The organism is Pseudomonadota bacterium (assembly GCA_016719885.1).
Lineage (GTDB): Bacteria > Pseudomonadota > Gammaproteobacteria.
Genome location: JADJYF010000026.1, coordinates 268,410 through 291,156 on the forward strand (window position 1 = coordinate 268,410; position 22,747 = coordinate 291,156).

The following is a 22,747-nucleotide window of genomic DNA, read 5'->3' on the forward strand; positions in this document are numbered from 1 at the left end:
CATCGAGCTGGCGGCGCGTCCCGCCGTGACGGCACAGGACGACGTGTCGGCCATCGAGTGGTTGCCGTTCGCCGCCATCGACGTACAGGGCATAGGCCTCGCGTCAGCGCGCCTGGCGGTGGCGAGGTTCCTGGCTGGGGTGTTGGCTTGAATGTGCGAAGGGATCCATTCCTCGTGGGTCAGACTTCAGTCTGACGAACGACGCAGATAAACCGACAGCCTTCCTTCGAATGTCAGACTGAAGTCTGACCCACAAGGGGTTGCGGCACGACCGCTGCAGTGACGAACGCCGTCACCGCGGCCAGCACCTTCTCGCCCTGCTCGAGATGCGGTGCATGCCCGCAGTCATCGAGGTCCAGACGCGTGACCCGCGCCGCGCACACCGCGCGCGATGCGCTCCACGTGCAACGCGGTGTTGTAGGCATCGTCGTTGCCGCGCACGGTCATCACCGGCAATTCGATGGCCGGCAGCCAGGCGGTGATGTCCCAGCGCCGAAAGTCGGGATCGAGCCATGCATCGCACCAGCCCCAGAATGCGCAGTCGACGTTGTCGCCGTGATAACGCGCGAGCTTGTCGCGCAGGTCGGTGGCCTGGTACGTCAGCCGCGCCTCGCGGATGTTCATGACGGTCTTCTCTTCCGTCAGCACATGCGGCGCCATCAACACCAGGCCCTTGAGGCGCGCATCGCGCGTCGCGCCGGCATACACCACGGCTATCGACGCGCCATCGCTGTGGCCGATGAGGATGCAGTCGGCGATCGCGGCCGCGTCCAGTACCGCGGGCAAGACCTCGAGGGCGTCGCGGGTGTGGAAATCCAAGGGCCGCGGCAAGTCCACGCTCGAAGAGCGTCCGTAGCCGGGACGTGAATAGCTGAATACCGGCAGGCCGCTGGCCGCGTTCAGCAATGCCGGGAAGCGCCGCCACATGCCGACGCAGCCCAGACCCTCGTGCAGCAACACCAGGGTCGGGCCGGGCTGGGAACCGGGCAGGCGCTCGAATTCGATGGCATGCCCGGCCGCGGCGAGCAGGCCCGCCTCGGCCGTCGTCATGGCGTGGTCCTCAGGCGGCGAGCAAGCCCTGGCCGTTGGCCCATTCCAAGGTCTGCGCCATGGCCTTGTCGAACTTGTCGAACAGCTCGTCGACCTGCGCCGAGGTGATGATCAGCGGCGGGCAGAACGCCATCACGTCGCCGATCGCGCGGCAGATGAGGCCGTTGTCCTGGCAGTTCTTCAAGCACTCCGCGCCGACCTTGCCGGCCGGCTCGAAGGCCGCCTTGGTGTGGCGGTTGGCCACCAGCTCGACCGCGCCGACCAGGCCCACGCCGCGCACTTCGCCGACCAGTGGGTGGTCGGCGTAACGCGCGAGGCGCGCCTGGAACTGCGGCGCGAGACTCGCGGCATGTTCGAAGATCTTGTCACGCTCGTAGATCTCGAGGGTCTTCAAGCCGACGGCGCAGGCCACCGGGTGACCGCTGTAGGTGAAACCATGGCCGAAGGGCCCCATTTCATCCGAGGCTTTCAGGATCGCGTCGTAGATTTCATCCTTCACCACCACCGCGCTCAAGGGCTGGTAGGCGGAGGTCAGCGCCTTGGCCAGCGAAATGCTGTCGGGCTTGATGTGGTAGGTGTCGGCGCCGAAGGGTTGGCCGGTGCGGCCGAAGCCGCAGATCACTTCGTCGTCGATGAACAGCACGTCGTACTTGGCGAGCACCGCCTGGATCTTCTCGAAGTAGGTACGCGGCGGCACGATGACGCCACCCGCGCCCATCACCGGTTCGGCGATGAAGGCGGCCACGGTGTCCGGCCCTTCCTTCAAGATGAGCTGTTCGAGGTTGTCCGCCAGGCGCGAGGAGAACTGCTCTTCGCTTTCGCCCGGCTGTGCATTGCGCCAGTGGTGCGGCAGATCGGTATGCAGGAAGCGTCCGCCGGCCAGCGGCAGATCGAAACCCTTGTGTGACATCGGCAGGCCGGTGAGGCTGCCCGAGGCGAGCGTGATACCGTGATAGCCCTTCACGCGCCCGATGATTTTCTTTTTCTGCGGGCGCCCGATGACATTGTTGTAGTACCACACCAGCTTGATCTGGGTGTCGTTGGCATCCGAGCCCGAATTGCCGAAGAACACTTTCGACTTGTGCAGCGGCACCAGCGCCTTGATCTTCTCCGCCAGCATCACGCCTACTTCATGGCTTTTGCTGGAGAACAGCTGCGCGTAGGACAGTTCCTTGATCTGGTCATAGGCGGCGCGCGCCAGTTCCTCGTTGCCGTAGCCGAGCGAGGTGCACCACAGGCCGGCCAGGCCTTCCAGGTACTGCTTGCCCTGGTCGTCGTACATGTACACGCCCTCGGCGCGCTTCAGCATCATCGGACCGGTCTTGGCATGCTGGCCCAGGTGGGTCTGCGGGTGCAGCATGGATTCGAGATCCCTCGCTGCCATGCTTCCGGGTTGTATGCTCACGGCCTCACTCCTCATTTGCTGAACATGGTCCCCGCATTCTAGCAGGCCGCCACGGCGCGTCAGCCCTTGGGCTCGAGCGTGACGAAGATATCGATGGGGGTAGGGTCGACCAGCACCACCAGCGGCTGCCGCGCGGGGTGAGCGACGTCGCTGCCCACCGCTTTCACCCACAGCCCCTGCATCGACTGCACGACCGTGATGTCAGTCGCGCCGCCCACCACGCCGCGGATCAGGAACGGCCGCATTTCCATCGGCACGTGCACGTCACTCTTGGTGTAGCGCGAAGCCATGGCCGGGCTGATCTGGATGTAAGGTTCCTCGGCGAGTTCGGTGGCCGTCTCCTTCAACATGTCGGCGTGCACGCGGTAGACCAGGAAGGGCGGCAGCTTGACTGCCTTTGGATCTTCGACGGTCGGCGGATGTATCCAGGCGTCGCTGACCGTGACGGTGGGCGTATCGTGTGGGGCGCCGCAGCCGACGAGCAGCGTGGCAAGCGCCAACAGGAATGTCATCAAGCGCATGGTCCTGGCCTCCGTGGGCATGGGTTCTCCGCCGCCGGCCCGGCGGTTCAAAGCCGGCGCGAGCGGTTACACTGGCTGAGCATAACAATACAAAGGGGGAGCGCGTGTTCAAGCTCGACGAGATCCGAGGCCTGGCCGATGTGCCACGCCTGCAGGCGCGCAGCCGCGGCGCGGCCATTGCCCAGATATTCGAGGACCGCGAAACCACTTTCAGCGAATTCGACCGGCGCACCAGCCAGGTCGCGCAGGGACTCATCGCGGCCGGCCTGCCCGCGCAGACCCGCATCGGCTTCCTGGGCAAGAATTCCGACCGCTATTTCGAACTGCTGTTCGGCGCCGCCAAGGCCGAAAACGTGCTGGTCGGCATCAACTGGCGATTGGCCTTGCCGGAGATCGAATACATATTGAACGATGCCGGCTGCAGCACGGTGTTCGTCGGCGCCGAGTATTACGAGCTCATGGAACAGCTGGCGGCGCGCAACCCGGGCCTCGCACGCATCATCGCGCTCGATGGCGGCCATCCCGCCTGGCCGGCCTTCGACGCCTGGCGCGATGCCCATGGCGCCATCGATCCCTTGCTGACGATGCACGCCGATAGCGATGTTTTGCAGCTCTACACCAGCGGCACCACCGGCCACCCCAAGGGCGTGCGCCTGACCAACGGCAACTACTGCGCGCTGTGGCAAGCCTCGGAAGCCGCGCGCTGGGGCTTGTTCGACGCCGAACAGGTGACCCTGACCTGCATGCCGGTATTCCACGTCGCCGGTTGCAACATGGGCGTGTTCGCCCTCGCCCAGGGCAGCACCAATCTCATCCTGAAGGATGTCGACCCGCACAAGATTCTCGAATTCGTGCCGCGCTATCGCGTTGCCTATGCGCTGTTCGTGCCGGCGCTGATCCTGATGCTGACCCAGCTGCCGCAATCGGCGAACACCGATTTCTCGTCGCTGCGCAAATTGTTCTACGGCGCCTCGCCCATCAACGAAGACCTGTTGAAGACCGCGCAGCAGTTGTTCGCCTGCGAGTTCTTCGGCCTCTACGGTTTGACCGAGACCACCGGCGGCGGCACCTGCCTGATGCCCGAAGGCCATGCCGCCGGCAAGCTGCGTTCCTGCGGCACCGCCTACCCGGGCGTCGACGTCAAGGTCATCGACGGCGAAGGCCATGACGTCGCCACCGGCACGGTGGGCGAAATCGTGATCCGCCACGGCATCGTCATGAAAGGCTATTGGAACCGCCCGGAAGCGACCGCCGAAGCGATCCGCGATGGTTGGTTTCATACCGGCGATGCCGGCTATCTCGACGATGAAGGCTATCTGTACATCCACGACCGCGTGAAGGACATGGTGGTGTCCGGCGGCGAAAACGTCTACCCGGCGGAAGTCGAAAATGCCTTGTTCGGGTATCCGGCCATCGCCGACGTGGCGGTGATCGGCGTGCCCGACGATCGCTGGGGCGAAGCGGTCAAGGCGGTGGTGGTGTTGAAGCCGGGCGCCGAGGTCGCGCCCGATGAATTGATAGCTTATGCGCGCGAACGCATTGCCGGTTTCAAGGTGCCGAAGAGCGTGGATTTCGTCAGCGCCCTGCCGCGTAATCCATCCGGCAAGATCCTGCGCCGCGAATTGCGCGAGCCCTATTGGCGCGGGCGCGCGCGCAACGTCAATTAATGGCCATCCCTCAATGCGCGCGACGGCTCTTCAAGGCGTAGTAGCCGTTGCGCAATTCACCGAAGTACTGCGGCACGTCGGGATGAGAGACGGGCTTGCCGCTGTCATCGACCAGCAGGTTCTGCTCGGACACGTAGGCGATGTAGCTGGTCTCGGCGTTTTCGGCCAGCAGATGATAGTAGGGCTGCTCTTTCGACGGACGCATTTCCTCGGGGATCGACAACCACCATTCCTCGGTATTGTTGAAGGTCGGGTCGACGTCGAAGATCACGCCGCGAAACGGAAACAGGCGATGGCGGACCACCTGTCCGATCTGGAATTTCGCCGTACGATTGATGGTGGCCATGTCGGTCGGAGTCGGTTCGAAACGGGCGACAGGTTACCATGCCGACGCACCGTCGCGGCGCATGCCGGCGCCAATTCGCGCCAGCCTTCACGACGCGGCGCGGCAACCCGCTTTGTTCATGTACGGAGGCCCGCCGCTTGACCCTTGCCCGCCTGGAAAACATCGCACGCTCGCTTGAATGGGCCGTGCTCGCCGTGGCGACCGCCGGCGTGGCATTCCGGCTCGCTTGGTACGGGCACATGCCCAAGGCCGCGGGCGCGCGTTACGGCAGCGGCGACGTGGTGGAGTTCGGCCTGACCTTCGTGCTGTTCGCGCTCAGCACCGCCTGCGCGGCCTGCGGCGTGGCCATGAGCCTGCGCAGCGAAGGCGCGCCCAACGTCAAGGCCTACCGACCGCTCTTGATCGGCATCACGACCTTCGTCGCCTACTATTTTCTCGCGCCGCGCCTGCCGCCCTTGTTCTGAGCCGGCGCTGCGCGCTCACTCACCACGAGGCACTTCGATGCAAGAACCCGATTTCCAGTATCTCGACAGCAATGGCATCACCTTGCGCACCGTGGTGGCGGGCGAAGGCCCGCTGGTCATCCTGCTGCATGGCTGGCCGCAGTGCTGGTACCTGTGGCGTCACCAGATAGCGCCGCTGGCCGCGGCCGGCTACCGCGTGGCGGTGCCCGATCAGCGCGGCTACGGCGGCAGCAGCAAGCCGCTCGACGTGCGCGCCTACAACATCCGCGAACTGGCGGCCGACGTCGCCGGCATCGCACGCGCGCTCGGCCATGAACAATTCAATCTCATCGGCCACGACTGGGGCTGCATGGTGGCGTGGAACACCGCGCTGCTGCATGCCGACACCTGTCGCTCGGTGATGGGCCTGTCGGTGCCGTTCTGGCGACCGACTGCCGCGACGCTCAACCCGCCGGGCCTGGACGATCGCTTCTGGTACATCCGCTACTTCCAGCAGCAGGGCGTGGCCGAGGCCGAGCTCGAAAAGGATCTGCCCGCCAGCCTCATGAAGCTCTACTACGGCCTGGCCGCCGACTCGCCCTTCGGCGCGTGGATGAAGCAGCTCGAATTCCCACGCGGCGCCGGCCTGCTCGACACCCTGCCCACGCCCACGCGGCTGCCGGCGTGGTTGAGCGACGAAGATTTCGCCTACTACCTCGCGCAATACCGGCGCAGCGGCTTTCGCGGTCCCAACAACTGGTACCGCAACATGCTCTACAACAACGCCATCACGCCGGAACTCGACAAGGCGCGCTTCAAGCAGCCGGCGGCGTTCGTCGCCGGCTCCGAGGACGACGTGCTGCTCTACGATCCGAACTGGCGCGAATCGTTTCCGAAAGATTTCGACGATCTGCGCTTCCTTGACATCATCGAAGGTGCGGGGCACTGGCTGCAGGTCGAGAAACCCGCCGAGACCACCGCGCAGATGCTGCGTTTCCTGCGCGAGGTCGAGCCGCGCTGAGGATCGTTTGAATGTGCGATTGAAATCGCACCTACAGGAAGCGGGGCGGGAAGGGGGGGCGGTCGCGCCCCGCCGCGCGCCGCGCCGCGGGGTTGTTGTCCGGGCCCGCCCGCCCCCCCGCCGCCTGTAGCGTCGCCGCCGCGCCCCCCGTCGTTCTGCCCCGGAGCGGTCGCGCCGCCGCGCCCCGCCCCCGCCGCGCCGTTGGGGGAGTGCCCCCCCCGCCGGTGCCTGCCCGCCCCGGCGTTGGGTCGTTCGGGCGGGTTGGTTGGGTGGGCTGGTTGTTGTGTCTTGGGGGGGGCGGTGCTCGCCCCCCGGCCCCGGCCTCTTCCCCCGCGCCGGCTTTCTTGCGCGTGCTGGTCGCGCGTGCGCCCTGCGCGCCGCCGCCCGTGTGTCTCCCGGCGGCGGTGTTGTGGGGGCCCCCCGCCGCCGGCCCCGCCGGCGGGCGGCGCGTGGCGGGGCCCGGCGCCGCCGGCGCCGTTCCGCGCCGCCCTGCCCTGTGGGTCGGTCGGCTCGCCGCGCCCGGCGCCGCGCGGGCCGCGCCGGCCCCCCCCAAAACGGCCCAACAAACAAAAACGGCCCGGCCACCACACCAAGCGCCCCGCGCGCACCACCAACAAAAAACCACCACAGCAAAAAAAACCGCCAAACACAACAAAACCAACCCCCCCACACAAAAACAAAAACGGCACCAAACCGGCAGGCCGACAAGCCCCCGACGGCCAACCAAGGAAACGCCCCGGGCCCAGCCCGGCGCACAGCCGCGGCACCCGGCCAAAAAACCCGCCCGCCCACCGCCCGCGCCGCCCGCGGGCCGAGCCGCCCGCACGCAGGCCCCCCGGGCGCCCGCCACCAAAGCCCACAAACACGCGGCGCGGCCCCGAAAACGGCGGGAAACAGCAAACCACAGCACAGCAACAAACAAAGCGGAAGCCGCCCGCCCGCGCCCCCGGCCGCGGGGCCGGGGGGCGGCGCGACCCCGGGCGCCCGCCGCGGGGCGCCCCGCACAGGGCGCACCCACGCCGCGGGGCCGGGCGGGGGCAAACCACAAAAAAAACGGGAACACCCACCGCCAACACGGCAAAGCAAAAAACAAAACAAAAACAACGGCGAACACCAAAACAAAAAAAAACAAAAAAAAAACAAAACCAAACACCGGGCCGCCGCCCCCGGCCCGACCCACAACGCGGGCGGGCCGGGCCGGACGGCGCCCACGGGGGGGGCCCCGTGCCGCGGCACCTGCAGGTGCGAATTCATCCGCACATTCACGCGTGGCTCGCCGCGCCTCGCTTCAAGAGGTAGAACAACGGCCCAAAGGACCCGGCCAGTACCGTCACCACCACGTAGGGCCAGGCATTGAGGCCGCGACTACGCGCATCGTTGATCATCCAGATTATCGCCAGCAGGCACACGACGACGAGATCGCACAGCACCTGCACGGTGCCCCAGTTGTCGAAGCTCGAGGTGAAGATACCGATGTAGCCCACTTCCCACATTGCGTAGGCGGACAGCAGGCTGAAAGGCAAGAGTATGCAAAAGACGAGAACAGGTTTGATGGTCATGTCGGTACTCCCGGTTGAATTGGATACACGCATCAAAGGTGCGTGGGGCTACCATCAGGCACCGTGGTGAGGTCCTGCAATTACGCTGCACGTAATTGTGGCGGGCACGCCAGCGTCTATGCTGTGCGTCGTGGAATGAGCAGCGAGACCGGCCCATGTCGCAGATCACCATGACCTTGCCCGAACTCCGTTTTGGCGCGCTGCTGCGCCAATGGCGCACCAGCCGCAAGCTCAGCCAGCTCGAACTCGCGCTCGAGAGCGCGGTGTCCCAGCGCCACCTGAGTTTTCTCGAATCGGGCCGCGCGCGCCCCAGTCAACAGATGGTGCTGCAGCTGGCGGAAGTCCTGGAAGTGCCCTTGCGCGAGCGCAACAGCCTGCTCACGGCGGCCGGCTTCGCGCCCTTCTATCGCGAGCGCGGCCTGTCGGAACGCGACATGGCGCCGGTGCAGGATGCGCTGACGCGCATGCTCGCCCATCACGATCCCTATCCGGCGGTGGTGGTCGACAGGGATTACGACGTGTTGCTGGAGAATCGCGGCTTCACCGCCATGCTCGGCCTGTTCGGCGAGCCGGCCGCGGTGTGGGCGGCCTGCTGCCCCGACGGCCGCCCCAACCTCTTGCGCCTGGTGTTTCACAACGCGGGCGCACGGCCCTTCATCCGTAATTTCGACGAAGTCGGGCCGTTCATGTTGCAACGCCTGTACCGCGAACTCGCCGCCGCCAAGAACGACAAGGCGCTGGCCTTCATCGAGGAACTGCGCAAGGACCCGAGCATCCCCGCGCAGTGGATGACGGCCAACGCCTCGCTCGGCGCGGCGCCGCCGCTGGTACCGCTGGTGATGGGACACGACACGCTGGAACTGCGCCTGATCTCGATGATCTCGACCTTCGGCACGCCCTACGACATCACCACCGACGAGATCCGCGTCGAGACCTTTTTTCCCGAGGACGCCGCGACCGAGGCGCTGTTCAAACAGCTGGCCTCGTAGGTGCGAATTCATTCGCACGCTTCGCGTGTCAGGCTTAAGCCTGACCCACAGTAAAGAGTGCGAATGAATTCTGCGCCTTGCGATGTCAGCTGAAGTCGCCCCACAAAGAAGTGAGCGAAGCTCGTCAGACTTCAGCGACATTCGCTGGCACACATCTGCTCGAATGTGCGAATGAATTCGCACCTACTGTTTACGCAGCGCCTCGATGATGCTGGAGGTATCCCAGCGTCGCCCGCCGAGCTTCTGCACTTCGGCGTAATAGCCATCCACCAGCGCCGTGACCGGCACGCGCGCGCCATTGCGAGCGGCCTCGTCGAGCACGATGCCGAGATCCTTGCGCATCCAGTCCACCGCGAAACCGAAGTCGTATTCGCCGCGACACATGGTGGCGGCGCGGTTGTCCATCTGCCACGACTGCGCCGCGCCCTTGGCGATGACTTCGATGACGACATTCATGTCGAGCCCCGCGCACTGGCCGAAATTGAGCCCTTCGGCGAGCCCCTGCAGCACGCCGGCGATGCAGATCTGGTTGACCATCTTGGTCATTTGACCGGCGCCAACGCGGCCGACCAGCGCCGAGGCCCGGGCATAGGCCGACATCACCGCGCGCGCCCGTTCGAAATCATGCTCGTTGCCGCCACACATGATGGTCAGCACGCCGTTGACGGCGCCGGCCTGGCCGCCCGACACCGGCGCGTCGATGAAGGCCGCGCCGCGTGCGTGGCACAGCCCCGCCAGTTCGCGCGCCACCTCCGCCGAGGTGGTCGTGTGGTCGACCAGCACGCTGCCGGCAGGCAGGGTCTCGAGCACACCGCCCGCGCCACGCACCACGCTGCGCAGATCGTCGTCGTTGCCGACGCAGGTGAATACGAACTCGGCGTCGCGCGCCGCCAGTGCCGGGCTGGCCGCGAGCTTGCCTTCGTACTCGCTCTGCCAGCGCGCGGCGGTAGCGGCCGTGCGATTGAACACCGTCACCGCGTGGCCAGCGTTGCTGAGGTGACCGGCCATGGGATAACCCATGTTGCCGAGTCCGATGAAGGCGACATTGGCCATGGCGTCAGTCCACAAGTTCGGCGTCGAGATCGTAGTCGTCAGAGTCGATGATGCGCACGCGCACCTGCTGGCCCGGCTCGAGATGGGCGGCGCCGTCGATGCGCACCAGGCCATCGATTTCCGGCGCGTCGGCGCTGCTGCGCGCCAGCGCCAGCTCGCCTTCGATGTCATCGACCAGCACGGTCATTTCGCGACCAATCTTGCGCGCGAGACGCGCGGCGCTGATCTCGGCCTGGGTTTCCATGAAGCGCTCCCAGCGTTCGAGTTTCAACTCTTCCGGCACCGCGCCCGCCAGCGCGTTGGCCGCCGCGCCCGCCACCGCCGAATACTGGAAGCAGCCCACGCGATCGAGCTCGGCTTCGCGCAGGAAGTCGAGCAGCGCTTCGAAGTCCTCGTCGGTCTCGCCGGGAAAGCCGACGATGAAAGTGCTGCGCAGGGTGATGTCGGGCTGCGCGCGCCGCCAGGCCTGCACGCGTTCCAATGTCTTCTCGGCGGCCGCCGGCCGGCGCATGAGTTTCAGAATGCGTGGACTGGCGTGCTGAAAAGGTACGTCGAGATAAGGCAGCAGGCCGCTCTCGCTCATCAGCGGCAGCACTTCGTCGACGTGCGGATAGGGATAGACGTAGTGCAGGCGCACCCACACGCCGAGTTCCTTGAGCGCCGCGCACAGCGCCTGGAAGCTGGTCTTCAATGGCTTGCCCTGCCAGAAACCGGTGCGATAGCGCAGGTCCGAGCCGTAGGCGCTGGTGTCCTGCGAGATCACCAAGAGTTCCTTGACCCCCGCCGCCACCAGGCGCTCGGCTTCGTCCATCACCTCGCCTATCGGCCGGCTGACCAGCGCGCCGCGCATGCTGGGGATGATGCAGAAACTGCACTTGTGGTTGCAGCCTTCGGAGATCTTCAAGTAGGCATAGTGACGCGGGGTAAGCTTGATGCCCTGCGGCGGCACCAGGTCGGTGAAGGGATCATGCTCCCGCGTCATCGGCGCGTGGGCGTGCACGGCCGACAGCACCGCCTCGTATTGCTGCGGACCGCTGACGCTCAGCACTGCCGGATGCAGGTTGCGGATGTTGTGCTCGTCGACGCCCATGCAGCCGGTGACGATGACCTTGCCGTTCTCGGCCAGCGCTTCGCCGATGGCGTCGAGGGATTCCTGCTTGGCGCTGTCGATGAAGCCACAGGTGTTGACCACCACCAGCGCGGCGTCGTCATAGGTCGGCGAGATGGCATAGCCCTCGACGCGCAACTGCGTGAGGATGCGCTCGGAATCGACCAGGGCCTTGGGACAGCCGAGGCTGACGAAACCGATCTTGGGAGGTGCTTTCATGATGGGCGAGACGCTGCGCGGAACCGGGAAGCCGGCAGTTTAACAGGCCGTCGCGCAGGGCGGCGCGGGCGCGCCGCGCGCGCCCCTCAATAGCCGAGAGCGCAACCGTCGAAGCGTGGTTCGCTGGCCGCTTGCCAGCCCGTCGAAGTGCGCCGTATGCACTGGTAGCCGCCCATGAAGTGCGTGACCGGATGGGTGGCGGGCTTGAGCTCATGACCGCGCGCTTCCAGCGCCGCCAACAGCGCCGGCGCGAAACCGTCCTCGACAAACACCACGCCGCCGTCGGACTCGCGGGCCTGGCTCGGGCTGTTGAGCCCGTCGTGACGCATGCGCGGCGCGGCGCCGGCGGCCTGGATGTCCATGCCGAAATCGAGGTGATTGACCAGCACCTGCACCTGGCCCTGCGGCTGCACGTCGCCGCCCATCACGCCGAACGCCATGTAGGGCTCGCCGCCCTGCATTACGAACGCCGGGATGATGGTGTGGAAAGGACGCTTGCCCGGCGCGTAGCTGTTCGGCCTGTCCGCTTCGAGCGTGAAACCCGCGCCGCGACACTGCAGCGCGAAGCCGAGCTCCGGCGGCGTGAGCCCGCAGCCGAAGCCCTGGAAGATGCTCTGGATCAGCGACACCATCATGCCGCGTTCGTCGGCCACGGTGAGATAGGTGGTGTCGCCCACCGCGATGGCGCCGGCGCCCGGCCGCGGCGCCTGGTTGGCGCGCACGCCCAGGCTCGCGATGCGCTGCGCGGCGTAGGCCTTGTCGGCGAGCGCGGCTATCGGCACGGCGCTGAAGGCCGGGTCAGCGTAGAAACGCGCGCGGTCTTCGAAGGCGAGCTTCTTGGCTTCGATGAAGGCGTGCCAGTAATCGTGGCTGTGCGGCGCGCAGTCGGCGAGCGGCAAGCTCTCCAGCATGTTCAGGATCTGCAACACCGCGAGGCCCTGGCCATTGGGCGGCAGTTCGTAAATGTCGTAGCCGCGATACGAGGTGGTGATGGGTGTCACCCACTCTGCGCTGGCAGCGGCAAGGTCGGCGGCATCGACCGGTGAACCGCAGGCGGCGAGATAGTCGGCCAGCCGTGCGCCGAGTTCGCCGCTATAAAAATCATCGAAACCGCGCGCGGCAAGGCTGGCATAGGTCGAGGCCAGCGCCGGGTTGCGAAAGCGCGTGCCGGCCGTCGGCGCGGCGCCCGCCGGCAGGAAGGTGCGGATGAAGCCTGCCGCCAGCGCGCCGATGTCGGCGGCCTGCACCGCCGCCGCCGCATGCGTCCACCACGCCGCGGTGGCCGGGCCAATCTCCACGCCGCGCCGTGCATGGTCGATGACGGGGGCGTAGATGGTGCCGAGATCGAGACGTCCGAAACGTTCATGCAGCGCCTGCCAGCCGCGCACCGCGCCGGGCACGGTCATGGAATGGACGCCGTGGATCGGGATGGTGGTGGCGTCGCCCAGTCGCGCGCGCAGCTCTGCAAGGCTCAAGCCGCCGCGCGGCGCGACCGCTGGCGTTCAATCCATGCAGACGGCGTTCGCCGGGCTCCCACACCAGGGCGAACAGGTCGCCGCCCGGCCCGCACATGTGCGGCTCGATGAGACTCAACATCGCATTCGCGCCGAGTGCGGCGTCAACCGCGCTGCCGCCGGCGCGCAACAAATCGACGGCGACCTGCGTCGCCAGGCGCTGACTGGTGGCGGCCGCGCCGTGACGCGCGACGATGGGCGCGTCGGCGCTCAGCCCGGCTTCCATTCGAGACCGATGGAACGGCCGACGAAGGGCGGCCGCGGCACGCGCCCATGCACGGCCGCGATCTCGGCCAGGCGTTGCAGCGACGGCTCCGGCATCACCGACGCGCGGCGCGTGGCGAAACTGATATGCAGGAACACGAACTCGGCCTGGGCGGACAGGTAGCGCTGCTCGCGGTGATAGAGCTCCTGGTAGATGTGGATGCGGCGTCGGTCGTAGCCGAGCAGCAGGGTGGTCATTTCCAGCGGGTCGCCGGCCATCAGTTCACGCCGGAAATCGATGCTGGAGCTCACCATGAACATCGAACCGACGCCCTGGTGGGTGTAATCCCAGCCGAGGCCGAAGTCGTCGAACATCGGACAGCTGCCGTCGTCGTAGGCCGACACGTAATGCGCAACGTTCATGTGGCCATTGGCGTCCAGCCACGCGGGCTTGACCAGGGAATAACCGATGTAGGGCGTGGGGATGTTCGCTTGTGACATGACGGGCTGGGATCAGGATGGCATTGGGAGCACCGCGGGTGCCGGGGCCGCATTGAAGCAGCCGCCTCCCGCGATTGCAATCACGGCGCGCGCTCACACGCTGCGTGCATAGTGCTGCAGCTCCCAATCGGTGACAGCGCTCGCGAAGCGCTGCAGCTGCCATTCGCGGCTGCGCGCATAGGCATCGACGAACTCGGCGCCGAACAGTCGCGCGGCCGCGGCGGATGCACGCCAGGCGGCGGTGGCGCTGGCGAGATCGCGCGGAAACGGCGCGGCCGCCGGCGCCGACGGATCGGCGCCATCGCCCAGGCAGGGCGCGGTCGGCGCGAGGCCTTGCTCGATGCCATGGCGCCCGGCCGCCAGCATCGCGCACAGCACCAGGTGCGGATGCACGTCGGCGCCAGGCACGCGGATCTCGACGCGCGCATGCTCGGCGTCATCTTCCACCACCCGATAGGCGACGGTCTTGTTGTTGACGCCCCAGCAGTTGCGGCCAGGCGCAATGCTGTCCGGCGCGAAACGCTTGTAGGCATTGATGGTCGGCGCGCACAGCACGAACAGGCCGGGCACTTCGGCCTGCAGGCCGGCGATGAAGGCGCGCAGCGTGGCGCTGCCATCATCGCCACCATCATCGAAAAAGACATTGCGGCCGTCGCGCCACAGGGACAGGTTGAGATGCGCGCCCGCGCTCTGCAGACCCGGCGCCAGCCTGGCCATGAAACAGGCAAGGCGCCGCTCGCGCGCGGCGAGTATCGCGGCCAGGCTGCGCGCCAGCACCGCGTTGTCGGCAATGGCGAGACCGCCCGTCCTGGCCAGGGACATTTCCACCATGCCCTTGAATTCGTGATGCACGGTGGCTATCGGCACATCCATGGCCGCCGCCCAGCGTTCGAGTCCATGCAGGAAGTCGCTACTGCCGGCCTGGTCGACCAGGCCATACATGCGCTCGAAGGCCGGCGCGCAATGCAGCTGGGCGGCCGACTTGCGCGTGAGATCCATGGCGTTTTCATCGAGCAGGCGGAATTCGAGTTCATAGCCGCCGCGCACTTCCAGGCCCAGCGCGGCGTAGCGCGCGAGTTCGGCGCGCAGCTGCGCGCGTGGACAGTAAACGTCATGGGGCGGCTGGAAATCGCCCAGCAGCAAAAGGCCCCTGCCGCCGGCTTCGAACGGCGCGTCGCGCGCGCTGCCGACATCGAGGTGCAAACGACCGTCGCGATAGCCGCCCGCGGCATCCTCGAACGGGCCGATGTCTATCGGCGTGTCGGCGATGTCCTGGGCGAAGATGGTGGTGGTCATGGCCACGCCGTGACGCAGGGCCGCCGCCAGGGCGTGCGCGCTGTAATGCTTGGCGCGCAAACGCCCGTCCCAGTCGAGACAAGCGAGCGAGACATGCGTCAGATCGCGCGCCTCGATTTCGCCGAGCAGCGCGGCAGCGTCGGCGAACATGAATCAGGATTTCCGCAGGTGCGAATTCATTCGCACATTTGGGCTCGGCGCGGCCAGCGCGGCGTGCGTGTCGATGTGCGAATGAATTCGCACCTACGGGCGCGGCAGCTCTTCGCCGTCGTATTGGAAGATCTTGTCGCGGTTGAGCAAGCCCTTGGGGTCGAGCGCATGCTTGAGTCGGCGCATCAGGGCCAGCTCCGTGTCGCTGCGCGAAATGCCAAGCCACGGCTGTTTTTCCAGACCGATGCCGTGCTCGGCCGACACCGAGCCGCCGAGCGCGCGTAGCGGTACGTACACCGCTTCCTCGATCGCATGGCGATGCGCTTCGATGTCACCGTCCAGCGCCACCGAGAAATGCAGGTTGCCGTCGCCGAGATGGCCGTAGGCAAAGAAATGGCCGTCGAAGGGCAGCGCGTCGACGCGCGCGCGCACTTCGGCGACATAGTCGGCCATCGGCGCGGTGGTCAGGCTGACGTCGAAGAACATCACCTGGCCGAGCTTGAACAGGTGTTCGACCTCGTCACGAATGCGCCAGATGGCGGCGCTCTCGGCGCCGGACTTGGCGACCAGCGCGTCGGCCAGCAGGCCTTCGTCGTGGGCGCGCATGAGCGCCGCTTCGAACACCTCCGCTTCGCGTTCCTGGTCAGCGCCTAGACTTTCGACGATGGCGTAGAACGGATGCTCGCCGCCTATCTGGTGGGCGGCGCCGCCGACCTTGTCGCGCTGGTAGAGAAAGAAATCCGGCCACATCACTTCGTAGGCGGACAGGTTGCCGGACAGCGCGCCGTCCACGTAGGACAGGAATTTCAACACCGCGCTGAACTCGGGAAAGGCCACCAGCGCGGTGTGGCGCGCGGGCAAGGCGCTGCGCAGGCGCAACACCAGGCGCGTGACAATGCCGAGCGTGCCTTCCGAGCCGATGAACAAGTGCTTCAAGTCGTAGCCCGAATTGTTCTTCAGCATCTGATTCATCGACGACACCACGCTGCCGTCGCTCAACACCGCTTCGAGTCCGAGTACGTTGTCGCGCGTCATGCCGTAGCGGATCACGCGCAGGCCACCGGCATTGGTCGAAACGTTGCCGCCAATCTGGCAGGAGCCCCGCGCGCCAAGATCGACCGGGAACATGAGGCCGGCCGCTTCCGCCGCTTCGTGCACCAGTTGCAGCGGCACGCCGGACTGCAAGGTCATGGTGCGGCCCAGGGTGTCGAGTTCCTCGATGCGGTTCATGCGCTCGGTGGAGATCACCACGTCGTCGCTGCGCGTGTCGCCGGCATGCACGAGGCCGGTCAAACCGCCATGCACGACCACGTGCTGGTTGCGCGCGTGGCACAGTTTCATGACCGCCGCGACTTCCGCGGTCGAGGTCGGCCGCACGATGATCTCGGCCAGGATGGTGTCGTTGCGCCAGATGCCCGCCGCGCGCTGTGTGGCATCGCGACCCGACAACACGTCTCCGTCGGTCAACACGCCCTTGATCGCCGCCAGCAAGTCGTTCATGTCGTCGCCCTTCCCGCTCAGGTCGATTTCGCCAGTGCCTGGTCGATGTCCCACAGGATGTCGGACAGGGTCTCGATGCCCACCGACAAACGGATCATGTCCGGCATCACGCCGGCCGCGATCTGCTGTTCCTCGCTCATCTGGCGATGGGTGGTCGAGGCCGGATGGATGACCAGGGTCTTGGCGTCGCCGACATTGGCCAGGTGGCTCAGGAACTGCACGCTCTCGATGAAACGCGCGCCGGCCGCGACGCCGCCCTTGATGCCGAAACTCAGGATGGCGCTGGCGCCGCGCGGCGTGTATTTGCGTGCGAGGTCATGGTACTTGTCGTTCTTCAGACCCGGGTAACGCACCCACGCCACGCGCGGATGCGCGGCCAGGAACTCGGCCACCGCCAAGGCGTTGTCACAGTGACGGTCCATGCGCACCGGCAAGGTTTCCAGCCCCTGCAACAGCAGGAAGCTCGACAGCGGACTGATGGACGAGCCCATCACGCGCAGCTGTTCGAGACGCGCGCGCATGGTGTAGCCGAAATCACCGAAGGTCTCGTAGAAGCGTACGCCATGATAGCCGTCCGACGGCTCGGTCATGCCGGGAAACTTGCCGTTGTCCCACGGAAACTTGCCGGACTCGACGATCACCCCACCGATGGTGGTGCCGTGCCCGCCGATGAACTTGGTGGCCGAATGGATGACGATGTCCGCGCCCCATTTGAACGGCTGGCACAGGTAAGGCGTCGGGAACGTGTTGTCGAGCATGAGTGGCACGCCGGCCTCGTGCGCGACCGCCGCCACCGCTTCGATATCCAGCACGTTGATCACCGGATTGCCGATGGTCTCGGCATACACCACCTTGGTGTTGGGCTTGATGGCGGCGGCGAAGGCCTTGGGGTCATCGGCGTCGACCAGGGTCGCCTCGATGCCGAAACGTTTGAAGTTGAAATCGAGCAAGGTGTGCGTGCCGCCATACAGGGTGCGCGCCGCGACGATGTGATCGCCGGCCTCGCACAGGGTCTGCAGCGCGATCGCGGAAGCCGCCATGCCGGAACTCACGGCCAGACCGGCGCGCCCGCCTTCGAGCGCCGCCATGCGCTCCTCGAACACCGCCGTGGTCGGATTGCTGAGGCGCGTGTAGATGTTGCCGAAGGTCTGCAGGTTGAACAGGCTCGCGGCGTGCTCGGTGTCGTCGAACACGTAGGAGGTGGTCTGGTAGATGGGCGTCGCGCGCGAGCCGGTCGCCGGGTCGGGGATCTGGCCGGCATGCAGCGCCAGGGTTTCAAAACCGAATTCGTGATCTGCCATGGTGGTCTCTACTGGCGCTGCGCGCCATCGCATCGATGCCGCGCACGCGCATTCATTGACGATGCGTCTAGTTGACGATGACCTTGGGTCGCTTGGAAGAAATCACGCGGGTGTTGACGCCCACGAAATTGAGTCCGCCCATGAGCCGCGCGTGTTCAATCTTGATGCAGCGATCCATCACCACGTCGAGACCGGCGGCACGCGCGCGTTCGGCCGCCTCCAGGTTGATGACGCCGAGCTGCATCCACAGCACCTTGGCGCCGATGGCGATGGCGGCTTCAGCCAGCGGCGGAATGTCTTCCGAGCGACGGAAGCAGTCGACCACGTCCACCGGCTCGGGAATGTCGGCGAGGCTGGCATAGCATTTCTCGCCCAGCACTTCGTCGTAGGCGGGATTGACCGGGATGATGCGGTAGCCGTGGTGCTTGAGATACTTGGCGGCGAAGTTGCTCGGCCGATGCCAGTTCTGCGAGAGGCCGACCACGGCGATGGTGCGAGATTCGGCGAGGATACGCCGCAGGCTTGGAATGTCTGTTTCGAAATCGGCAAGGCTTGCCACTGTCGTTCTCCGGCGCAGGAAGCGCGTCGCGTCCTGCCTCGCAACGATGACAGGGATGCGCCGACGCGCGTGAGGCGGAACGATAGCAGAAGCATTCCCGCGCGGCACCCGTGCCCGGGGCCGCGCGCGACGCCCTACAGCAGCGCTGTATCGAGTTCGGCCACCGCCGCGGAGCCATGCACGATGATGTCGGCCAGCGCGCCGGCCTGGGGCAGGATCTGCGCGGCATAGAAACCGGCCGAGGCGAGCTTGGCGCGATAGAAATCGTCACCACTGGCGAGCTGCGACGCGCTGCGCGCGGCGGCTTCGGCCATCATCCAGCCGCCGCACACCAGCCCCGCCAGCTGCAAATAGGAGACCGCCGCCGAGGCCGGCAGGCGCGGATCGGAAGCGGCGCCGCACAGCCAGCCCACCACCACCTCGAGATGATCGACCGCGACCGCCAGTGCGTCGCGCACCTTGGCCGCCGTGCCATCGAGTTGCTGCATGTTGGCCACCGTGGCGCGCATGTCGGCAATCAGCTCACGCATGGCATGACCGCTGTCGCGCAAGGTCTTGCGACCGACCAGGTCACCGGCCTGGATGCCGGTGGTGCCCTCGTAGATCGGCGCTATGCGCGCATCGCGGAAGAACTGCGCGGCGCCGGTCTCTTCGATGTATCCCATGCCGCCGTGCACCTGCACGCCCAGCGAGGCGAGCTCGGCGCCGGTCTCGGTGCACCAGGCCTTGACGATCGGCGTCAGCAGGTCGCCGCGGCGACTCGCACGCGCACGACGCTCGGCATCGGCATCGAGCTCGGCGGTGTCGTACTCGAGCGCGCACACGTAGGACAGCGCACGCATCGCTTCGATCTGGCACTTCATGCTCATGAGCATGCGCTTGACGTCGGGGTGTTCGATGATGGTCGCGCGCGGACCGGCGCCCGGCACCTGGCCCTGTACGCGCTCGCGGGCATGCTGCAAGGCCTTCTGATAGGCGCGCTCGGCAATCGCCACGCCCTCGCGACCGACCGCATGGCGAGCCGCGTTCATCATGGTGAACATGTGCATGAGGCCCTTGTTCAGCTCACCCACCAGGTAGCCGACCGCGCCGCCATTGTCACCGTAGGACATCACCGCCGTCGGGCTGCCGTGGATGCCGAGCTTGTGTTCGATCGACACGCAGCGCAGGTCGTTGCGCCGCCCCAGCGTGCCATCGGCATTGACCAGGAACTTCGGCACCGCGAACAGGGAAATGCCGCGCGTGCCCTCGGGCGCGTCGGGCAGGCGCGCCAGCACCAGGTGCACGATGTTGTCGGTCATGTCGTGCTCACCGTAGGTGATGAAGATCTTCTGACCGCTGATGAGGTAGTGATCGCCGTTCGGCACCGCGCGCGAGCGCACCGCGCTGAGATCGGAGCCGGCCTGCGGCTCGGTGAGATTCATGGTGCCGGTCCAGGTGCCGGAAACCAGCTTGGCGAGGTAGGTCGCACGCAGGTTGTCGTCGCCGTGCTGCTCGACCGCTTCGATGGCGCCGCCGGTCAGCATCGGGCACAGACCGAAAGCCATGTTGGCGCTGTCCCACATTTCGCCGACCGCGGTCGCCACCACCTTGGGCAGACCTTGGCCACCGAATTCCGGATTCATCGCCAGGCCGTTCCAGCCACCATCACAGAACGCCTGGTAGGCCTCGCGCCAGCCGGGCGGGGTGTGGACGACGTCGCCCTCGAGCCGGCATCCGACCGTATCGCCGACCCGGTTGAGCGGCGACAGCACCTCGCTGGCGAGTTTGGCGGCCTCTTCCAGCACCGCATCGCTCAAATCGGCGCTCACTTCGTCGAACCCCGCCAACTGCTGCATGCGCGCCATGCCGATCAGCTCGTTGATCACGAACTGCATATCGCGCAGCGGCGCTGTGTACTCGGCCATCTCTGGTCTCCGGATTGATTCGTTATTCTGATCCTGGGCGGACCATCGGCCCGTTCAGTGCACGCGCGGCGCGCCGTCCCTGCTGCCCTCTTACCTCGAAGGCGCGCCGTCGGGCCGCGGCCGCTTCCCCATCACGCAAAACTCGGCACGAGGCCGAGTTCTGATCATCGTCAACAGTGCTATTGCGTCAAGCGCGGCGCGCCCTTGAGCGCCCACCGGGGATGGCGGGCGCGCTCGCCGCGCCGCGGTCTCGCCGCGACGTGGCGCTCAGGCCATGGCCAGGACCGGGATCGGTCCGAGATCTATCGGCCCTTCGGTGATGACTTCCACCTGGCGCGTCGGCAGACCCTGGCGCGCCCGTGCATAGGTCGCCAGCGCCCACACCGGAAAGTAGCGGGCATAGCCGTGATAGCGCAGGTAGAACACCTTGGCGAAACCGGTGCCGGTGTACTCCTCTTCGTCCCACTCGCCCGCCGCGTTCTGGGTACGCACCAGGTAATCGACACCACGCTGCACATGGGGCGTGCCGGCCGCGCCAACCGCCATCAGGCCGAGCAAGGCCCACGCAGTCTGCGACGGCGTGCTGATGCCGTGCCCGGTCAGCGCCGGATCGTCGTAAGTATTGCAGCTTTCGCCCCAGCCGCCGTCTTCGTTCTGATGGTCCTGCAGCCACTGCACGGCCTTGCGCACGTAGGGCTTGGCGACGTCTTCGCTGATCGCGCCGAGTGCCGCCAGCACGCTCCAGGTGCCGTAGATGTAATTCACGCCCCAGCGACCGTACCAGGAACCGTCCTCTTCCTGGTCTTCCACCAGGAACTTGAGGGCGCGCTGCACAGGCGGGAAGCTGGCGTCATGGCCCAGCATCGCCAGCAATTCGACGCAGCGCGCGGTCAGATCCGCGGTGCCCGGATCGACCAGCGCGCCGTGATCGGCGAACGGGATCTTGTTCAGGTATTCATTATTGTTGCCAATGTCGAACGCGCCCCAGCTGCCATCGGGATTCTGCATGCCGAGCAGCCAGTTCAGTGCCTGGTTGAGACGCTTGCGCTTGTGCTGCTTGTCGTGCGCGCCGGCGCGCAGCAGCGACATCAGCACCATGCCGGTGTCGTCGACGTCCGGGTACTTGTCGTTCTCGTACTGGAACGCCCAACCGCCGGATTCGAGGCCCGGCGCGCGATCGGCCCAGTCACCCATCACGAAAATCTGGTGATCGAACAACCACTCGACCGCCTGCTGCACGGCCGGATGATCGCTCTGGGCACCGGCTTCGGTGAGCGCGCTCAGGGACAGGCAGGTGTCCCAGATCGGCGACACGCAGGGCTGTACGTAGGTCTCGTTCTCGCTATCCAGCACCAGGTCTTCGATGGCCTGCACGGTACGCACGAAGTCGGCGTCATCTTCGGGCGCGCCGAGGATGCGCAGCGCCATCGCGGCATTGGCCATGGCCGGGTAGATGGCGCCGATGCCGCCCTTGCCCTTGGTGTGGTCGCGCATCCAGTTCTCGGCGAGCTTGAGCGCCCGTCCGCGGATCGCGTTTGGAATGAGCGGCTCGAACACCTTGATGGTGCGGTCGAGCAGGATGAAGAAGCTCTTGAGCGGGCTGCGAATGTCGAAACTGTCGAGGTTGCGCAGCTTCATCGGCGCCGAATGGAACAGTTCGGCGATACCGAGTTCGGCATCGACATGCACCACCGGCCGCTTGGCGAACAGGATCAGCAGCGGCACGATCACGCACCGCGACCAGTAGGACACCTTGCTGAGGTTGAAGAACCACCAGCGCGGCAGGAACATGATTTCGACCGGCATGGCCGGCACCGTGCGCCACGGCAATTGCCCGAACACCGCCAGCGCGATGCGGGTGAAAACGTTGACCTTCTCGGCGCCGCCGTTGGCCAGAACCCAGGCACGCGCGCGCACCATGAACGGTGCGTCCGGCGACTGCCCCATCATCTTGAGCGCGAAATAGGCCTTGACCGTGGCGCTCATGTCGCCCGGGCCGCCGTGGTACAGCGACCAACTGCCGTTGCGATTCTGGCGACGGCGCAGGTAACGGGTGATGCCCTCTTCACGTTCCTTGTTGGAGCGGCCGAGGAAATGCTGGAGAAGAATGTATTCCGAGGGGATGGTGGCATCGGCCTCGAGGTCGAAACGCCAGTGGCCGTCGTTGGCCTGGCGTCCGAGCAAAGCCTGCGAGGCGCGGTTGAGACAATCCTGGACAGCGTCCACGGCGCGCTCGAGCGGCTGCACGGCGCGTTCACGCCACAGCCCGGGTTGCACTTCAACACCGTGTTCGGTGACTACTCGCGAATAAGCTTTTTGTCGTTCTTCGATCATTTTCCGATGAGTCCAGCCGGCGCGCTCCCTGACGGGCGCGCTCAATTGTTTCCTGCGTATGGCGACAGGCCGCGCGGCAAACGCCGTGCACACATCGCGT

The 22,747-nt window shown here is 66.3% G+C and carries 20 protein-coding genes and 1 pseudogene; 4 read left to right on the forward strand and 17 right to left on the reverse strand.

The window, feature by feature from the left end; all coding sequences use genetic code 11:
* Positions 1–233: 233 nt before the first annotated feature.
* The 3 genes and pseudogenes from IPM80_21950 to IPM80_21960 form a co-directional block, all read right to left on the reverse strand.
* Positions 234–1,050, reverse strand: a pseudogene (locus IPM80_21950) (alpha/beta hydrolase).
* Between the two features lie 10 nt (positions 1,051–1,060).
* Entirely contained in the window at positions 1,061–2,470 is a 1,410-nt protein-coding gene (locus tag IPM80_21955; protein MBK8961012.1) for an aminotransferase class III-fold pyridoxal phosphate-dependent enzyme, read from the reverse strand.
* Positions 2,471–2,514: 44 nt separating this feature from the next.
* Positions 2,515–2,976 (reverse strand): hypothetical protein, encoded by a 462-nt coding sequence (locus tag IPM80_21960; GenBank protein MBK8961013.1) that lies wholly within the window; start codon positions 2,974–2,976, stop codon positions 2,515–2,517.
* On the opposite strand from IPM80_21960, the gene IPM80_21965 reads away from it, so the two are divergent.
* The gene (locus tag IPM80_21965; protein MBK8961014.1) at positions 2,961–4,643 is read left to right on the forward strand and encodes a long-chain-fatty-acid--CoA ligase; all 1,683 of its coding nucleotides are present in this window, start codon (positions 2,961–2,963) and stop codon (positions 4,641–4,643) included. The genes IPM80_21960 and IPM80_21965 overlap by 16 nt on opposite strands.
* A 10-nt stretch (positions 4,644–4,653) precedes the next feature.
* On the opposite strand, the gene hspQ is transcribed toward IPM80_21965, so the two are convergent.
* Positions 4,654–4,989, reverse strand: coding sequence for a heat shock protein HspQ (gene hspQ / locus IPM80_21970; protein MBK8961015.1), 336 nt, complete (start codon positions 4,987–4,989; stop codon positions 4,654–4,656).
* Positions 4,990–5,126: 137 nt separating this feature from the next.
* Between hspQ and IPM80_21975 the strand changes: the two genes are divergently transcribed.
* Together IPM80_21975 and IPM80_21980 are read left to right on the forward strand one after the other, a co-directional pair.
* Positions 5,127–5,453 carry a hypothetical protein gene (locus tag IPM80_21975; protein ID MBK8961016.1) on the forward strand — a complete coding sequence of 109 codons (327 nt, stop codon included), beginning with the start codon at positions 5,127–5,129 and terminating at the stop codon, positions 5,451–5,453.
* A gap of 37 nt (positions 5,454–5,490) precedes the next feature.
* Entirely contained in the window at positions 5,491–6,453 is a 963-nt protein-coding gene (locus IPM80_21980) for an alpha/beta hydrolase (protein ID MBK8961017.1), read from the forward strand.
* A gap of 1,262 nt (positions 6,454–7,715) precedes the next feature.
* On the opposite strand, the gene IPM80_21985 is transcribed toward IPM80_21980, so the two are convergent.
* Positions 7,716–8,012: a DUF2834 domain-containing protein gene (locus IPM80_21985; GenBank protein ID MBK8961018.1), complete on the reverse strand. Its 297-nt coding sequence runs from the start codon at positions 8,010–8,012 to the stop codon at positions 7,716–7,718.
* A gap of 155 nt (positions 8,013–8,167) precedes the next feature.
* On the opposite strand from IPM80_21985, the gene IPM80_21990 reads away from it, so the two are divergent.
* Positions 8,168–9,001: a helix-turn-helix transcriptional regulator gene (locus IPM80_21990; protein ID MBK8961019.1), complete on the forward strand. Its 834-nt coding sequence runs from the start codon at positions 8,168–8,170 to the stop codon at positions 8,999–9,001.
* 183 nt (positions 9,002–9,184) lie between these two features.
* On the opposite strand, the gene IPM80_21995 is transcribed toward IPM80_21990, so the two are convergent.
* The 12 genes from IPM80_21995 to shc form a co-directional block, all read right to left on the reverse strand.
* Complete coding sequence (locus IPM80_21995; protein ID MBK8961020.1) at positions 9,185–10,054, reverse strand: NAD(P)-dependent oxidoreductase; 870 nt, start codon at positions 10,052–10,054, stop codon at positions 9,185–9,187.
* A 4-nt stretch (positions 10,055–10,058) separates the two neighbouring features.
* Positions 10,059–11,381: a 30S ribosomal protein S12 methylthiotransferase RimO gene (gene rimO / locus IPM80_22000; GenBank protein ID MBK8961021.1), complete on the reverse strand. Its 1,323-nt coding sequence runs from the start codon at positions 11,379–11,381 to the stop codon at positions 10,059–10,061.
* Between the two features lie 86 nt (positions 11,382–11,467).
* Positions 11,468–12,787: a gamma-glutamyltransferase gene (locus IPM80_22005; GenBank protein ID MBK8961022.1), complete on the reverse strand. Its 1,320-nt coding sequence runs from the start codon at positions 12,785–12,787 to the stop codon at positions 11,468–11,470.
* Positions 12,744–13,121, reverse strand: coding sequence for a gamma-glutamyltransferase (locus tag IPM80_22010; protein MBK8961023.1), 378 nt, complete (start codon positions 13,119–13,121; stop codon positions 12,744–12,746). The genes IPM80_22005 and IPM80_22010 overlap by 44 nt, the downstream gene beginning before the upstream one ends.
* On the reverse strand, positions 13,106–13,600 hold the full coding sequence (locus tag IPM80_22015; GenBank protein ID MBK8961024.1) for a thioesterase family protein: 495 nt from the start codon (positions 13,598–13,600) through the stop codon (positions 13,106–13,108). The genes IPM80_22010 and IPM80_22015 overlap by 16 nt, the downstream gene beginning before the upstream one ends.
* A gap of 12 nt (positions 13,601–13,612) precedes the next feature.
* On the reverse strand, positions 13,613–13,684 hold the full coding sequence (locus IPM80_22020; GenBank protein ID MBK8961025.1) for a hypothetical protein: 72 nt from the start codon (positions 13,682–13,684) through the stop codon (positions 13,613–13,615).
* Between the two features lie 9 nt (positions 13,685–13,693).
* A complete protein-coding gene (locus IPM80_22025) occupies positions 13,694–15,046 on the reverse strand; it encodes a hypothetical protein (protein MBK8961026.1) in 1,353 nt (450 codons plus the stop codon).
* Positions 15,047–15,139: 93 nt separating this feature from the next.
* On the reverse strand, positions 15,140–16,546 hold the full coding sequence (locus tag IPM80_22030; protein MBK8961027.1) for an FAD-binding oxidoreductase: 1,407 nt from the start codon (positions 16,544–16,546) through the stop codon (positions 15,140–15,142).
* A 17-nt stretch (positions 16,547–16,563) separates the two neighbouring features.
* Positions 16,564–17,847 carry an O-acetylhomoserine aminocarboxypropyltransferase/cysteine synthase gene (locus IPM80_22035; protein ID MBK8961028.1) on the reverse strand — a complete coding sequence of 428 codons (1,284 nt, stop codon included), beginning with the start codon at positions 17,845–17,847 and terminating at the stop codon, positions 16,564–16,566.
* 67 nt (positions 17,848–17,914) lie between these two features.
* A complete protein-coding gene (locus tag IPM80_22040) occupies positions 17,915–18,406 on the reverse strand; it encodes a CoA-binding protein (GenBank protein MBK8961029.1) in 492 nt (163 codons plus the stop codon).
* 134 nt (positions 18,407–18,540) lie between these two features.
* The gene (locus tag IPM80_22045; GenBank protein ID MBK8961030.1) at positions 18,541–20,313 is read right to left on the reverse strand and encodes an acyl-CoA dehydrogenase C-terminal domain-containing protein; all 1,773 of its coding nucleotides are present in this window, start codon (positions 20,311–20,313) and stop codon (positions 18,541–18,543) included.
* Between the two features lie 267 nt (positions 20,314–20,580).
* A complete protein-coding gene (shc, locus tag IPM80_22050) occupies positions 20,581–22,647 on the reverse strand; it encodes a squalene--hopene cyclase (protein MBK8961031.1) in 2,067 nt (688 codons plus the stop codon).
* Positions 22,648–22,747: the final 100 nt, after the last annotated feature.

What these genes read in the sequence shown, in the direction of transcription:
- IPM80_21955 (MBK8961012.1), bottom strand. Translation starts at nt 2,470, where the DNA reads ATGAGGAGTGAGGCCGTGAGCATACAACCCGGAAGCATGGCAGCGAGG.
- IPM80_21965 (MBK8961014.1), top strand. Translation starts at nt 2,961, where the DNA reads ATGTCATCAAGCGCATGGTCCTGGCCTCCGTGGGCATGGGTTCTCCGC.
- IPM80_21960 (MBK8961013.1), bottom strand. Translation starts at nt 2,976, where the DNA reads ATGCGCTTGATGACATTCCTGTTGGCGCTTGCCACGCTGCTCGTCGGC.
- hspQ (MBK8961015.1), bottom strand. Translation starts at nt 4,989, where the DNA reads ATGGCCACCATCAATCGTACGGCGAAATTCCAGATCGGACAGGTGGTC.
- IPM80_21980 (MBK8961017.1), top strand. Translation starts at nt 5,491, where the DNA reads ATGCAAGAACCCGATTTCCAGTATCTCGACAGCAATGGCATCACCTTG.
- IPM80_21985 (MBK8961018.1), bottom strand. Translation starts at nt 8,012, where the DNA reads ATGACCATCAAACCTGTTCTCGTCTTTTGCATACTCTTGCCTTTCAGC.
- IPM80_21990 (MBK8961019.1), top strand. Translation starts at nt 8,168, where the DNA reads ATGTCGCAGATCACCATGACCTTGCCCGAACTCCGTTTTGGCGCGCTG.
- IPM80_21995 (MBK8961020.1), bottom strand. Translation starts at nt 10,054, where the DNA reads ATGGCCAATGTCGCCTTCATCGGACTCGGCAACATGGGTTATCCCATG.
- rimO (MBK8961021.1), bottom strand. Translation starts at nt 11,381, where the DNA reads ATGAAAGCACCTCCCAAGATCGGTTTCGTCAGCCTCGGCTGTCCCAAG.
- IPM80_22005 (MBK8961022.1), bottom strand. Translation starts at nt 12,787, where the DNA reads ATGACCGTGCCCGGCGCGGTGCGCGGCTGGCAGGCGCTGCATGAACGT.
- IPM80_22010 (MBK8961023.1), bottom strand. Translation starts at nt 13,121, where the DNA reads ATGGAAGCCGGGCTGAGCGCCGACGCGCCCATCGTCGCGCGTCACGGC.
- IPM80_22015 (MBK8961024.1), bottom strand. Translation starts at nt 13,600, where the DNA reads ATGTCACAAGCGAACATCCCCACGCCCTACATCGGTTATTCCCTGGTC.
- IPM80_22025 (MBK8961026.1), bottom strand. Translation starts at nt 15,046, where the DNA reads ATGTTCGCCGACGCTGCCGCGCTGCTCGGCGAAATCGAGGCGCGCGAT.
- IPM80_22030 (MBK8961027.1), bottom strand. Translation starts at nt 16,546, where the DNA reads ATGAACGACTTGCTGGCGGCGATCAAGGGCGTGTTGACCGACGGAGAC.
- IPM80_22035 (MBK8961028.1), bottom strand. Translation starts at nt 17,847, where the DNA reads ATGGCAGATCACGAATTCGGTTTTGAAACCCTGGCGCTGCATGCCGGC.
- IPM80_22045 (MBK8961030.1), bottom strand. Translation starts at nt 20,313, where the DNA reads ATGGCCGAGTACACAGCGCCGCTGCGCGATATGCAGTTCGTGATCAAC.
- shc (MBK8961031.1), bottom strand. Translation starts at nt 22,647, where the DNA reads ATGATCGAAGAACGACAAAAAGCTTATTCGCGAGTAGTCACCGAACAC.